This window comes from Scytonema sp. PCC 10023, from assembly GCF_963920835.1.
In the GTDB taxonomy this organism is placed as follows: Bacteria; Cyanobacteriota; Cyanobacteriia; order Cyanobacteriales; family Nostocaceae; genus Kalymmatonema.
The window spans coordinates 76,493-90,517 of record NZ_CAWUDP010000021.1; the positions used below are offsets into that span (position 1 = coordinate 76,493).

Consider the following 14,025-nt stretch of genomic DNA (forward strand, 5'->3'; position numbering starts at 1 on the left):
TATCTTGTTTCGGGATAGAGTAGAGACAAAATTATTCTTGTCTCTACAAGTGGTTCCTGATATTTAGCTGGAAGGCAGTTCTGCTTTGTTCTTTGCATCTTGAGTACCAGGTAAAGCCAAATTTCTTTCAGCAAAGTATTTGGTAATGAAAGTATTAGCAAAAGAAAGGACGACAGGACCGAGAAGAAAAGCAATGAGTCCGTGAACTTGGAACCCAGGAATCAAAAATGCTGCTAAAGAGAAACAAATGCCATTAACAATGAGTGAAAATGCTCCAAAACTTAGAAAGTTAAGTGGCAAAGAAAGAGTCGAAAGAACTGGCTTAACTGATCCATTGATTAAGCCAATAGCCAAAGCAGCAATTAAAGCTGCTGGAAAGTTAGCAATGTTAACACCTGGAACAACTAAATCAACAATTAGCAAGCTTAAAGCTGTTGCTAGCGCGGTGAATAATGTTACCATCATTGTTCTTACCTAAAAAGCAAAAAGATAGTTTTAAAGCACTACAACTATATTCAACGATGTGTTGCACCTTAACCTCTCTTACAAGGCATATCTCTCTTCTTCCATTTGGCTGGTATTTTCAAAGACTTTACAGTGAAGAGTTAGAAATAAAGTGGAAAGTTTAGCGCTAGGTTGTTTATAAAGAAAATCTTAAATTTTTAGGGTGCGTTAACCAAAACTTAGGCACCCTATAATGATTTTATACTTAGCTCTATAAATTTCCTCTATAACTATTCTAGAGGTGCAGTATTTGCTTGAAAGTAAAGCGATGATTTATACAAGAGCTGTTCTTGATGAGTTTCTAAAGTGCAATTCGACAAAGGATAAGCAACACAGGTAATAGTGTAGCCAGCCTCTAGTTCGTTTGGACGCAGAAACTTTTGCTCACTTTGGTCAATTTCTCCACTGATTATCTTAGCAACACAGACAGAACATTCCCCTTGTTTGCATCCAGATGGTAAACGGATACCAGCTTCTTGGGCGATATCAAGAATATACTGGTCATCTGGGACTTCGATAGTGCGATCCAATCCAATTGCGGAATTTATGAGTCGAACTTGATAAACTGCCATTTGCTATTTTTGAGAAGAGATTTAGATGAATAGACTTCTTACAAAAGCCTGTATTGAGTATTTATAACCAAGGATAGACACAGATGGACACAGATAATTCATCTGTGTCCATCTGTGACCATCTGTGGTTTCATTTTTACAAAAATTGACTTTTGTATGAGAGTCCATCAGCTACGCTTACAACAGTTTATAACAAAGCATAAAAATAGACTTTCAAGGCAAGGTTTCGCGCCTGGAGACGCGCCATGGCGCGTCTCTACATTTTGGCTCCAAGAAATCTACTGCTTAACTGATTTCATCGACAAACTAATCCGCTTCAATTTCTCATTGACTTCCAGCACTCGCACTTTCACAACTTGTCCTACCTTGACGATTTTCTTTGGATCGTCAACAAATCTATCAGCAAGTTGGGAGATATGCACTAAACCGTCCTGATGCACACCAATATCAACGAAAGCGCCGAAATTGGCAACATTCGTGATGATCCCTTCTAATTCCATCCCTTCTTTAAGGTCAGAGATTTCCTTGATTCCCTCTTTGAATGTGGCATACTTAAACTCAGCGCGTGGATCTCTTCCTGGCTTTTCCAATTCGCTAAGGATGTCGCGTAGCGTTGGTTCGCCTACGGTGTCGGTGACATATTTGTTGAGATTAGTTTTTTTCAGCTTTTCGCCAATTTGGGTGATTTGACTTAATGGTACGCCCAAGTCGGATGCGATCGCCTGCACCACTGGATAACTTTCTGGGTGTACTGCAGTATTATCCAAAGGGTTGTCACTACCCCGAATGCGTAAGAAACCGGCTGCTTGTTCAAAAGCCTTTGGTCCCAATTTCGCGACTTTCTTCAATTCCCGGCGATTTTTAAACGCGCCGTGCTGGTTACGATAAGCGACAATGTTATTAGCAACGCTTGACGTAATGCCAGAGACAAAGGTGAGAAGTTCCTTGGAGGCGGTATTCAAGTCTACGCCGACGTAGTTGACGCAGCTTTCAACCGTGTCATCCAACTTCTTTTTCAACAACTTCTGATCCACGTCGTGCTGGTATTGTCCCACACCGATAGACTTGGGATCAATTTTCACGAGTTCCGCGAGTGGATCTTGTAAGCGGCGACCAATACTAATGGCACCGCGCACGGTAATATCTAAATCGGGAAATTCTTCTAAAGCAACTTTGCTTGCAGAATATATCGAAGCACCTGACTCATTCACCATGACTTTAGTTGGTTTGCGTTCGATTGTTTGCAGCACTTGCGAGACAAATTCATCTGTCTCGCGCGAAGCTGTACCGTTACCAATGGCGATTAACTCTATTTTGTACTTCTCAATTAAATTTTTGAGAGTTTGTGCAGCTTTTTGGCGTTGTTCGGCTGCTTGATGGGGAAATACCGCTTGGTATTCCAAAAATTTCCCGGTTTGATCGAGTACAGCAACTTTGCACCCAGTTCTAAACCCTGGATCTATAGCCAGCGTTGGTTTCATCCCCGCTGGCGCTGACAGTAGCAACTCGCGCAAATTCGCTTCAAACGTCTTGATAGATTCAATATCTGCTTGGGTTTTCTTCTGTGAAATCACTTCACTCATAATAGAAGCTTTCATCAAGCGGTTAAATGCATCCTTCAACATCGCTTGATAAAAATCACGAATTGCGCGGACTTTCGTTTTAATTTCTTTTGATTCCAGGTAGGAAAGCACCACATCCTCATCAAAAGAAATTTCAAAACTCAATACTTCCTCTGCTTCACCGCGACACAACGCCAACAGATTGTGAGGTGCGATATTTTTCACCCGCATTTGATAATTGCGGTACATCTCAAACTTGGTTGTCCCTTCTGGATGATCATCTTTGATGCGGGAGACAAACACCCCTTCCTCCAGCAAGTAGTCCCGCAGATATGCACGTAGTTCTGCTTTTTCCGCGACTTCTTCCGCTAGGATATCAGAAGCACCTTTGAGGGCTTCTTCTGCTGTTTTGACTCCCTTTTCCTGGGAGATATACTTCGCCGCTTCTGCTTCCAGCGACGCTGAAGCACCATTTTTGACGTTCAGCGACTTGATGAACTCCGCAAACGGTTCGAGTCCTTTTTCTCTAGCAGCGGTGGCGCGAGTGCGACGTTTTGGACGGTAGGGGAGATATAAATCCTCTAGTTCTGTTTTTTGTAAACAGGATTCAATTTTTTGTTTGAGTTCATCGGTGAGTTTACCTTGTTCTGCTATGCCATTCAAAATCACCGATTTCCTTTCTTCTAATTCTGTTAAGTAATTATACTTATCTTCAATTTCGCGCAACTGGACTTCATTCATCTCACCTGTACGCTCTTTGCGATATCGTGCAATAAAGGGAATTGTCGCGCCCTCCGCCAAAAGTTCTAGCGCGTTTTGCACCTGATAAGGTTTAAGGTTGAGTTCAGTAACCAGTAATTGAGGAATGTTCAGCATCGGGTGTTTCAGTTGAAAACGCTACTTTTTAAGGTAATACGTTAGATAGATTAAATAGTGTAATCAGAAAGTGTTAAGCTAGTTTAACAGAGGATTTCGGAATCTTGTCTTCATACGCTGTTGTTATAGGTAGCACATGTTATGGCTAAAACAACGTAGGGTGTAAAACTGAATACAGTTGCTACCGACAATAGTCCTAATATGCACATATAAACGCTTCTGCTTAGACTTCAGAGGTGAAAAACTATGGCTTTGTTTTTCCTAATTCCACTTTTCACTGGTTTAATTGGTGGCTACATCTTCAAAAAATGTAGCGACGAGATAGGATATTTTGTGGGGATATTTGCACTGGTGTGTATAATCCTAAGTTTGGTCTTAGCACCTTGGCAGATACAGCTTATGCTCCTTATCTTTACCCTGGTCACCACTCAAAGACTTTTGCAACAAAATGAGTATAAACTCAAGCAAGTGGAAGACAACTACGAGATAGTTGATTATACCGAAAAAAAAGACCCAGTTAGTTCTAAACCTACGACTACTGAGGTTAAACATCTACCTAAGGCTCAGTACATTAGCTCGCAAGCGACAGAAACTACTGAGAAAAGGACTGAGGGTGAATTGGCGGGAAAGCCTCTTGGTACCCCTTTAAAAATTCACACCATTTCACGAAACGCCTGATACAAATAAAATCTCCCTGGTCGTACGAGCTTGCGTTCAAACATACCACGCAGTTGTTGGGACAAGGGAGACAAGGTAGATAAGGTAAAAAAGGAGTGGCTTCCTTACGCTGTTTCTTAACGCTCGTACATTTGTTTATGCTGGGCTAAAAGGTGCAGATATTTCTCGTTTGTCTTTGCTTGTATCCACTTCTGTTTGAAAATGGCTGCTGATTCAGCTTTCACTGGATCTACTTCATTTGGTAAAATATCTTTTCTCGCTTGAATCTGGGCTTCTTGAGAAGATTCTTTTTGAGGATTGGTTTTGTACTTTCTACCACTTTTATGATTAGCATAGCGGCGCGATCGCGTGTACCCCATTTGTAAAAACTTCCGCGCCATATCCGCACCAACAAAATCATCCTCTTCCAAATACGTCAAAAACATTTGGTAAATTTTTTCGCTAGAGTGTCTAGCAATCTCCGGAGTTTTAAACCGCCAGTAGGGAAGAATTTCTGATTTGTACGGTTCTACCAAAAGCACTCCCTGTTCGCCCTTACCCACGCGATACAGTTCACGATGCTGTCGAAAATCTATATTGTGAAAATCTAAAGAATAATCAAACATACATGACATTACAAGCAAGCACTACCACATCTATAGACTTTTGCCCAAACTTTTGTTGATGACTCAGTGGTAATGGGAGGTTTGATCAACTCTACTTTAAGAATCTTTAGCTTTTCTTGAGGCTTAAGAACAGCTAAAGCTTTTTGTTCTTGAGGACTAAAGTTAGGTGCTTGTGGTGTATTGTTCCTCAACGTCACCCCTGGTTCAACATTTACAGTTACTACCGACCCTACAGATGGAACAACTGGTGAATCAGTAGACTGTGAATTTTTTATGAGAGGTTTTCCAACCAATTCTGAATCTGAGCCTTTGTTAATATTACCTATAAAAATCCAACCATAAGTCATTGTTTGCGCATTTCTTTCTGGAGTTGTTTCTGGAGTTCTTCCCGGTGTTGAAAGTAGACTCTGAGAAAATGCTGATGATTTTTTTATGACTAAAGAATTTTGTTTTTGGCTCAATCCAAAGGTGACACCAATCAAAGTTAAAATAACTGAGCCAACAATAATTCCACTGGCTTTTTGAATTTTTTCAGTCTGTGGTTGAATACTTGGTTGGCTAACCTGTTGAGTTGTTTCTTGTTGACTGTGCTGAAATTCTTTTTCTTTCTGTTGAATATCTTTATACTCAATCTCTTTTCTGTCTGTTTCTTGAAAATTCTTAAGCTCTTTTATGTCTATTTCTTGAAAACTATGAGGCTGTTGTAAATCATTTAAATTTTGCTCAACCTGTTCACTAATGTCAGGTTCAATATCAACTTCATCTGATAACTTACTATTTTCATGAAACTCCACCCCCAACTCCTCACTCAAAAAACCTTCTGTTGTTTGTTTTGGTACCAAAGGAGTGCGAGGAGGTGGTGCGGGAAGGAGTACCGCAGGCGGCGTGGGGTCTTCGTATTGTGGGCAATGAGACGATATAAAATCATCACTAAGAGGATGCTCGTTGCTTGACCTTGGCAGATGATCCGTAACCAGCGCTTCGTCTATCTTGTTGTTGTGATTACCAGACAGCTTAACTTCCTCATCTGTATCTTTGGCGGTTTCCTCCACACCAATTACAGATTGCTTGACCTGGTTGACTGTATCTTTTATAGTGTGGTTTACAGCCTCAGGTGTGGCTTTTGTCGCGTCCTCTTCACCTGTAACGGAAGGATTGTTCTGTTGATTTGTATCTTTTAATGTATCGCCTACACCATTGACAGAGTTATTTACAAGCTCAGCTACAGTCTTTGCTGCACCTACTACAGATGGCTTGACCTCGTCAACCGTATCTTTCAATGTATCTACTACACCGATGACAGACGGCTTAACCTCCTCAACTGTACCTTTTGCAGCGTCCACTACACCGATTACAGAGGGTTTAACCTGGTCAATTGTATCTTTTAATGCATCTCCTACATTGGTTACAGTGTCAACATTGTACTTAACACCTTCAGCTACAGTCTTGGCTGCATCGACAACAGACGGCTTGACCTCGTCAACTGTATTTTTGACTGCATCCACTACACCAACTACAGAAGGCTTGACCTCGTCAATTGTATCTTTTAACGCATTACCTACACCTACTACAGAGTGGTTAACACCCTCAGCTACACTCCTAGCGGCGTCCACTACACTTTCTACAGTGCGGTTAACACGCTGAGCTGTACCCTTACCAACCAAAGCGCCAGCGACTGCGCCCACTACAGCACCAGAAATTCCTCCAAGTTTGCGACCGAGTAAACCACCAATCGCTGCTCCAACTAACCCACCACCTATGCCTGTACCTGCTCGATGAACTGTGCGTAGCTCCCTAATGCGCTCAGCCTTTTGGTCATGCTTATCAATAGGCTGCTTGTAATTACCCATCGTAATTAATTGTCTCCTTTATACCAAGACAGCATAACGCCTAACTGAAGCAGCTAGTTATTTATGATTAATCTATCAATCATCAGTAAGACTACAACCAACCTAAAGAGGTATATCCTCCTACATTGCTGCCAATGAGCAATTAATAACTGCCAAAAGACAGATAAAGTAAATCCGTAGGGTGGAGATTGCCCACCCTACGCTAATAACTGCCCTAAACTACCAGACATTTCTGTTTTGCCGCACCCTTTACAAGAATTAAAATTCAGTAGATCGGGATAGTTCGCTCAAGAACTCACTTCTGGTTTTCTACTGGGACTAACATATAAGACGTCTGGTCATTAGGTACGTTAGGTACGTTAGGTACGTTAACGCTTTGAGTACCAGATGGCGTGTCATGCTGAATTACACTCTTGGCTACGTCCATTGTATTTGTAACAGAGTTGCTAACACCTTGTGCTGCACCCTTGACGATGTCCATTGTATTGTTTACCGTGTCGGTAACACCCACCGCTGTAGTCTTAACAGCAGTCACTGTATTGTTTACAGTCTCGTTAACGCCCAAAGCTGAACCTCTGACGCTTTGCCCTACATCTTTTGTGGTGTCGTTAACACCCACAGCTATTGTATTTATTGCGTCCCCTACACTTTGTACATTTTGGTTAAAATTTTGGGCTGTATTCTTTACCTTGTCCCCTACATTTTTTACAGTTTGGTTAACCTTTTGGGCTGTACCCTCAATAGCTAAAGCCCCAGCTATTGCGCCTAACGTAGCACCAATGAGCGCTCCAATAGCTACTTTAGATAACCCATTACTTGTCTGTTGACCTACTTGATAAGCATCAGGTTGATCTGTAGCTAAATCAATATTTCCTTGAGGTTGATCCAAAAGCTGCTGGTTCGCATCCATAATAATCGTTTCCTTTGTGCCAAAACTGGTTCATTCGCATCTGCTTACACGACAGTTCAGTACGACACTTAGACCTTTTTCCTTAATTTGGTTGAGTCTAAGCCAAAAAACTATATCGTATAACTTGCGAGCTTGTTATGTTTGCAGGTAGTCCTATAGGACTACCTTTATTTAAAAGAGGCTACCGTCTTTACAGTGTTTAGGTTTTATTGATGACGTTTGGAATGTCAAATTCCTATCTGTTGTAATCGGTAAACCGAGCAATTTCTTCCTCAAGCGGGTCTTTTTCATCAGCATCTACTGATCCAGCATCAATAGATAGAGTTGGATCAACTACAGGCGTAACTGGATTGTCGTCAAGTCCCTCTATCGGGTCTGGTGCTGAAATGTAGATCGTCGGCGTACGATCCATCTCGACTTCATTAGCGTTGCTTTGCTGGTTGCTTGCACTTGTCCAGCCTTGATATTGATTGCCCTGATTTCCAGATGGCTGGGCATTCTGGGTTGCGCTTTGTACTGATTGGTTAAAATCCTGGGCTGTATTCTGTACTGCGTCCGCTGTACCTTGTGCGGCTTGCTTAGTTCCCTCAGCGGCACGGTTTGCTGTGTCTTTTGCTGTGTCCGCTGCACCTTGTACAGCTTGGCTAACACCCTGTGCCGTATACTGTACTGCGTCCGCTGTACCTTGTGCTGCACCTTGTACAGCTTGGCTAACACCCTGTGCCGTATACTGTACTGCGTCTGCTGTACCTTGTGCTACACCTTGTACAGCTTGGCTAACACCCTGTGCTGTACTCTGTACTGCGTCTGCTGTACCTGCTACGGCTTGCTGGGCTACATCAGCCACACCCTGGGCTGTACTCTGTACTGCGTCTACTGTACCTGCTACGGCTTGCTTAGTTACATCAGCAACACCCTGCGCTGTATTCTGTGCTACGTCCAATGCACCTTGTGCGGCTTGCTTAGTTACATCAGCGACACCCTTTGCGGTGTCCACTGTACCACCTACAACAGCTTGGGTAGCACCCTCAGCTATACTCTTTGCCGCTTCGCCTAAACCTTTTCCTGTTTGGCTAAGACCGCCACCTATTGTCTTTGCAGCTTCTCCTATACCTTTTGCAGCAACGTTAAAGCCCTTAGCTATTCTTTGACCAGCAAACGCAGCAGCTAATGACCCCAAAGTACCACCAATGAGTCCGCCTATTAGCGCTCTAGTGACTAGAGGATTGATGCCTCCGTTTGCTGCTTGAGCACCAGCTTGACCCCCAGAAGAAGCATTTGCACCTGCAGATGCCCCAGCACCCACGTTTGCGCCTGCTGAACCTGCACCCGGTTGACCTGTGCTTATACTGCTTCCAGGCACCCCTGCACCTGCGGTTGTGCTTGCTGAACCTGCATAAGGTTGACCTGTGCTTATACTGCTTCCAGGCACCCCTGCACCTGCGGTTGTGCTTGCTGAACCTGCACCCGGTTGACCTGTGCTTATACTGCTTCCAGACACCCCTGTACCTGTGGTTGTGCCTGCTGAACCACCATAAGGTTGACCGGTTATGATGCGGTTAGCATCAACGCTTCCAGATGCATCAGCACCGATGTTTGCGCCTGCTGAACCTGCACCCGGTTGACCGATTATAATGCGGTTGGCATCTTCAATTCTCGACACCCCTGCATCTGTGCTTGTGCCTGCTGAACCACCATAAGTTTGATCTGTGGTTATGCTGTTAGCGTTTACACTCTGCCTATCTGAACCCTGCCTGCTCTCAACCATGCCAATCGTCTCCTTAAATCAAAAAGGTTTGACGCTTATTTGATAAAAATTGTTTTCACTCGCCAATTTAACGATTAAAAACAATAAGTTAACCGATCTAAGGATATACATATTAAATGGCAGAGTCTGTCTCAAGTTATAATCGTAAGGCGTAGTTAATTATGCGTATTTACCCTGTCTATTTGATTTGGTAATCTACCTAACTTAACGTAACAATAAGTTTTTTAAAATTGTATTTTTGCAGTTCTACTTTGTACTTTACTGTTGGTATAAATTAAAATTAAGTATTGGTTTTATCCCTTTATATTAGTATCAAACCTAAGGGGAAAGGTTAAAAGAATAAGTAAAATAAGTAGAAAAACGGCAAAAAAATATTGTTTAAAAATTATAAATAATCAGCTTTACTATATAAATACATTTGCCTTAAACTGTTGATAAAGTGTGCTATTAGCTTCTTGTTGATTTTCTCTTACATTGAAAATCTAATAATTATAAATTACCCCTGTACCCTACAGGGGTAATTTCACTTGCTGGTCATACAGAAGGCTAGAGCCCGCAATTTCAATGACAAGCAGAATATTGATAAACTTGAGTAACCACATAGGTATAGTAGCTAGTTAATAGAGCCAGCTTTTTATATCATTAAGTGTAGCTTCTACCTCAGTCAGTCAATTGAGTTCCGCCATGCTACCAAGTACCCAATCCCTAAAAAGTGCCCTGAGTCTGGGCGACCTGCGACGAGTGCATCACATAGCCCTCAACGTCCACGATATGCAAGCCTCTCGTCACTTCTACAGTACTATTCTGGGTTTGCACGAACTTACTGGTGATGAAGTTCCCGCAACCCTTGTGGACTTAGTAGCACAGGGGAAAGTGGCTAACTTCGTCACCCCAGATGGCACAATTCTCGATTTATTTTGGGAACCAGACTTACCACCGCCAGACCCAAACCCGGAACGTACTTTTACCAGAGCATATCACTTGGCGTTTGACATTGCCCCTGAGTTGTTTGAGCAAGCGGTCGAAGTCATAAGACAAAACCAAATTGCGATCGCCCACGGACCAGTCACCCGTCCCACTGGTAGAGGTGTGTACTTCTACGACCCCGATGGCTTTATGATTGAAATTCGTTGTGATCCATAAGGTAGGGGAAGGAGGGGAAGAAAATTAATGGCTGATCCAAAAACATTTCAAGTTATCGAAGAGGCAATTAAAAAGCCACCAATTCCACACGAACCATACAAGCAATCATTAAAAGCTTGGGCGATGTATTGCCTGCGAGACAGAGGTTTTAAGGTGATATATGCTCAAAATGCCGACTTCGCTGTTGAAACTAGAGACGGTGAAAAGATTAATTTTAAAGTCACAAATAATGCGACTGATTTAGACAATCAATTCGGCTGGATAGTTTGGGATAGTGATACCAAAACTGCTAGCCTGATTCCACCTGGTTCTTAACTAGAAAAACTGATTTTAACCGCAGATGCACAAAGCATTCGACGCAGATAATAGTCTGTAATATCTGTGTGAGTTATGGGCTGCGGTTGCAATAGGTGAATTTTGTACTACTGTGCCTGGGGTTTCTCAAAAACCATCAAATGCTGCTGTGGTAACAAGTTTTTGGTTTCACGCCAAACTAAACCAACCGCTTGCATTTCTTTTTGTGTTTGTCTTTGACTCATCTTGTGTAGTCGTTTAATCATAATGAAGGGATTTTCACCTCGGTACTCAACCAGCGCTACTTTACCACCTGGTTTAAGTGCCCGAAAAATCCCTTGCATCACCTCTCGTGGATTTTCAAATTCGTGATATGCATCCACCATCAAAGCTAGGTCAACACTTTCGGGTGGTAAGTTGGGGTTGGTCAGAGTTGCCAAAATAGGCTCAACGTTGGTGATATTGTTCTCTTTCTTCAAAAACTCAATAATATCCAACATTTCTGGTTGAATATCCACAGCCAAGACTTTTCCCTTTGTGAGGAGGGGAGCAATACGAAAGCTCATGTACCCTGTCCCAGCACCAATATCTGCCACAACATCGTTAGGTTTGAGATTGAGGGCGCTGACAACTTTGCTTGGCTGTTCTTCAGCCTCTCGGCTTGGTCGTTCTAGCCAAAGAGCTCCTGTATGCCCCATGACTTTGGCTATCTCTCGACCCATGTAAAATTTACCAATACCATCTGGACTGTGAATAACCCGTTGTTCGTAAACAGTAGAAGATGCAGAGGCTGCGATCGCTACCCTGGATGGGTGAAGCAGCAAGTACCATAGCATCAGCAGGATAATTAGAGTGAAAGGTAAAAAATGATATTTTGGTTTAGCTTTCATGAAACCTTTTGCAACAGTTGATTTCTTTTACATCAAACCACACATCTAGACGGCGGAGGCGGCTTAAGGCAAGGTACACAGATTTACAATCAACTGCTGCCAGCGGTATTAAGCCCGTAATTTCACTTACGGATTGGCTTAAAAACATGACGATAGATGGCTGTACCAAATAGATGAACTTTCTAGTTTTGGTACCCGCGCTTACTGGTCGGTGAACGCTTTGAACTCGATCGCGTCATGACTACAGAAGAGGCGTACGCCCTTACTACGGTCAAGCGATAACGCGCGTAGTCGCTCTTGATTGTACAGCCGAGCCTTGCGATCCACTTCCATCAGCCATTGGTAGGCACGCAGAGCGGGTGTACAACGCGGTTTAGTAGATCCCATCTCGTGTCGGTAAAAGTAGGCGTCGCCTGCATGTAGGAGCCAACCCTCGGGGGTTTCAATCGCAATGCCGGCATGACCTCGCGTATGACCTGCAAGCGGGATGAGGAGAATCTCTGGTGGTAGTCCGTCGAGGTCGCGCACTGCCTCAAAGCCGAACCAAGGTTCGCCCCCAGCCGAATAGTACTTCCAGTGTTGGACTTCGTCCCACTGTCCTGGACGATAGCGCCGCGATCCGATGAAGCCCTGCCGCTCCTTCGCAGCCTCAATCTCAGACAGCATTACGTGTACAGTCGCCTCCGGGAAATCCTCTAGACCACCGGCATGGTCGAAATCGAGGTGGGTCAGGACGATATGGCGCACGTCACGGGCATGAAAGCCAAGCTGTTCGATCTGAGCGATCGCCGTGTATTTTTGTTCAAACTGGATGCCATTCAAATAAATGAAGAACGGGCTGAGGCGCGAGTCAGGTGCCTTGATATCGCGCTGACCGAAGCCGGTATCGATGAGAACGAGTCCCTGATTTGTCTCAATGAGCAAGCAGTGGCAGACGAGGCGAGCTGTTGGACCGCGACTAAAGCCATCAAAGAGGGGTCCACCAATCGGGCACATACAGCCGCAATTGAGATGATGAATACGCATAAATGGTTCCATTTAGCATTAGACTGATTTTAATAAGTCCTTGTAGGCTTGTTAGTCCTCCATAGGTTACAAACTCATGGAATGTTATCTCAGCTACAAGTTGATGACTTAAGATGGGGAGACAGACAAATCAGAGATGGGCTTAGGGAGTACCAAAAAATAAATTATCCATTATGTAGGGTGGGTTAGGCGCATGACAGTTGAGGTTTTACATGGTAACTAAAGTGCGCCGTAACCCACCATTCTTTCCAGGAACACTACAAATTGGAAAATTTTTGAGTTGAAAGTTCTTTAACAAGCTAGCGCGGGAAGTTGTCAAGTTTTGCTTGGGTAACGAGGATAACAATGTTGTGGTTGGGTGCAATTCTTAGCAAAAAACAGGAATCGACATCAAACGCTGAAACAACCAAAATTATAGCGGTTCGGGGGTTGAGTGCAATACATCAAGTTAGGAGAACCACAGATGGACACAGATAAATAATGACTTCATTCAAACGAGAAGCGCTATATATTTATGGACAAAACTATAATAGTCACGGGTGGCGCACAAGGTATTGGAAAATGTATTAGCCAGCATTTACTTTCTTGTGGTAGTCGAGTGGTGATAGCAGATATTGATAGTGAAGCAGGAAAAGAATGCCTGCAAGAATTTCATCGCTTTGAAGAATCTTTGTTATTTATTGAAACAAATGTTTCCCTCGAAAACTCTGCACGGCAGTGTATTGAAACCACAATTGAGAAATTTCAATGCATTGATGGATTGATTAACAATGCTGGTATCTCTAACCCAAACAATCCTCCTATTGAAGATTTGTCATTAGAAGATTGGCACAAAGTTATACAAACTAATTTGACAGGCTGTTTTTTGTTGTCTAAGTATGCCATTCCCTACTTACGTCAATCGAAGGGAACGATTATTAACATTGCCTCGACTCGTGCGCTTCAATCAGAGAAAAATACAGAAGCCTACGCCGCTTCAAAAGGAGGCATTGTTGCTCTTACCCATGCTTTAGCTATTAGTCTTGGACCAGACATTCGAGTCAATTGTATTAGTCCGGGATGGATTGATGTGAGTAAATGGCGTAAGTCTTCCTTAAGAAAGCAGGTAGAATTAACAGAGATTGACCATCTTCAGCATCCAGTAGGTCGAGTTGGCAAACCCGAGGATGTCGCTTTTATGATTGAGTATTTAATTTCTCATGCCGCAGAATTTATTACTGGGCAGAATTTTGTAATTGACGGTGGCATGACAAAAAAAATGATATACGAAGAATGAAGACAAATCTGGGTCAAAAATGCCGATGTAAGTAGTGCGATCGCCCCTATGGGATGGTCTGCGCCATCGCC

Annotated in this window: 13 protein-coding genes; 4 read left to right on the forward strand and 9 right to left on the reverse strand. The window is 43.1% G+C overall.

What is annotated here, in order from left to right; all coding sequences use genetic code 11:
* Positions 1-63 precede the first annotated feature (63 nt).
* The 3 genes from ACM0OZ_RS15020 to ACM0OZ_RS15030 all read right to left on the reverse strand — a co-directional run bounded on the left by ACM0OZ_RS15020 (position 64) and on the right by ACM0OZ_RS15030 (position 3,514).
* A complete protein-coding gene (locus ACM0OZ_RS15020) occupies positions 64-465 on the reverse strand; it encodes a phage holin family protein (protein WP_414583617.1) in 402 nt (133 codons plus the stop codon).
* A gap of 269 nt (positions 466-734) precedes the next feature.
* Positions 735-1,076: a 2Fe-2S iron-sulfur cluster-binding protein gene (locus ACM0OZ_RS15025; protein WP_414583618.1), complete on the reverse strand. Its 342-nt coding sequence runs from the start codon at positions 1,074-1,076 to the stop codon at positions 735-737.
* Positions 1,077-1,354: 278 nt separating this feature from the next.
* Complete coding sequence (locus ACM0OZ_RS15030) at positions 1,355-3,514, reverse strand: Tex family protein (protein ID WP_414583619.1); 2,160 nt, start codon at positions 3,512-3,514, stop codon at positions 1,355-1,357.
* 246 nt (positions 3,515-3,760) lie between these two features.
* Between ACM0OZ_RS15030 and ACM0OZ_RS15035 the strand changes: the two genes are divergently transcribed.
* Positions 3,761-4,192: a DUF4278 domain-containing protein gene (locus ACM0OZ_RS15035; RefSeq protein WP_414583620.1), complete on the forward strand. Its 432-nt coding sequence runs from the start codon at positions 3,761-3,763 to the stop codon at positions 4,190-4,192.
* 116 nt (positions 4,193-4,308) lie between these two features.
* On the opposite strand, the gene ACM0OZ_RS15040 is transcribed toward ACM0OZ_RS15035, so the two are convergent.
* The 4 genes from ACM0OZ_RS15040 to ACM0OZ_RS15055 all read right to left on the reverse strand — a co-directional run bounded on the left by ACM0OZ_RS15040 (position 4,309) and on the right by ACM0OZ_RS15055 (position 9,325).
* Positions 4,309-4,797 carry a DUF4385 domain-containing protein gene (locus ACM0OZ_RS15040; protein WP_414583621.1) on the reverse strand — a complete coding sequence of 163 codons (489 nt, stop codon included), beginning with the start codon at positions 4,795-4,797 and terminating at the stop codon, positions 4,309-4,311.
* An 8-nt stretch (positions 4,798-4,805) separates the two neighbouring features.
* Entirely contained in the window at positions 4,806-6,647 is a 1,842-nt protein-coding gene (locus ACM0OZ_RS15045) for a hypothetical protein (protein ID WP_414583622.1), read from the reverse strand.
* Between the two features lie 295 nt (positions 6,648-6,942).
* Positions 6,943-7,557, reverse strand: a complete 615-nt coding sequence (locus ACM0OZ_RS15050; RefSeq protein ID WP_414583623.1) for a hypothetical protein — start codon at positions 7,555-7,557, stop codon at positions 6,943-6,945.
* 235 nt (positions 7,558-7,792) lie between these two features.
* Positions 7,793-9,325, reverse strand: a complete 1,533-nt coding sequence (locus tag ACM0OZ_RS15055; RefSeq protein ID WP_414583624.1) for a hypothetical protein — start codon at positions 9,323-9,325, stop codon at positions 7,793-7,795.
* Positions 9,326-10,009: 684 nt separating this feature from the next.
* On the opposite strand from ACM0OZ_RS15055, the gene ACM0OZ_RS15060 reads away from it, so the two are divergent.
* Positions 10,010-10,468 carry a VOC family protein gene (locus ACM0OZ_RS15060; RefSeq protein ID WP_414583625.1) on the forward strand — a complete coding sequence of 153 codons (459 nt, stop codon included), beginning with the start codon at positions 10,010-10,012 and terminating at the stop codon, positions 10,466-10,468.
* A gap of 27 nt (positions 10,469-10,495) precedes the next feature.
* Positions 10,496-10,783: a hypothetical protein gene (locus tag ACM0OZ_RS15065; RefSeq protein WP_414583627.1), complete on the forward strand. Its 288-nt coding sequence runs from the start codon at positions 10,496-10,498 to the stop codon at positions 10,781-10,783.
* A 107-nt stretch (positions 10,784-10,890) separates the two neighbouring features.
* On the opposite strand, the gene ACM0OZ_RS15070 is transcribed toward ACM0OZ_RS15065, so the two are convergent.
* Together ACM0OZ_RS15070 and ACM0OZ_RS15075 are read right to left on the reverse strand one after the other, a co-directional pair.
* Positions 10,891-11,652, reverse strand: coding sequence for a class I SAM-dependent methyltransferase (locus ACM0OZ_RS15070; protein ID WP_414583628.1), 762 nt, complete (start codon positions 11,650-11,652; stop codon positions 10,891-10,893).
* 201 nt (positions 11,653-11,853) lie between these two features.
* On the reverse strand, positions 11,854-12,678 hold the full coding sequence (locus ACM0OZ_RS15075) for an MBL fold metallo-hydrolase (RefSeq protein ID WP_414583629.1): 825 nt from the start codon (positions 12,676-12,678) through the stop codon (positions 11,854-11,856).
* A 514-nt stretch (positions 12,679-13,192) separates the two neighbouring features.
* Between ACM0OZ_RS15075 and ACM0OZ_RS15080 the strand changes: the two genes are divergently transcribed.
* On the forward strand, positions 13,193-13,954 hold the full coding sequence (locus ACM0OZ_RS15080) for a glucose 1-dehydrogenase (protein ID WP_414583630.1): 762 nt from the start codon (positions 13,193-13,195) through the stop codon (positions 13,952-13,954).
* The last annotated feature ends 71 nt before the right edge of the window (positions 13,955-14,025 follow it).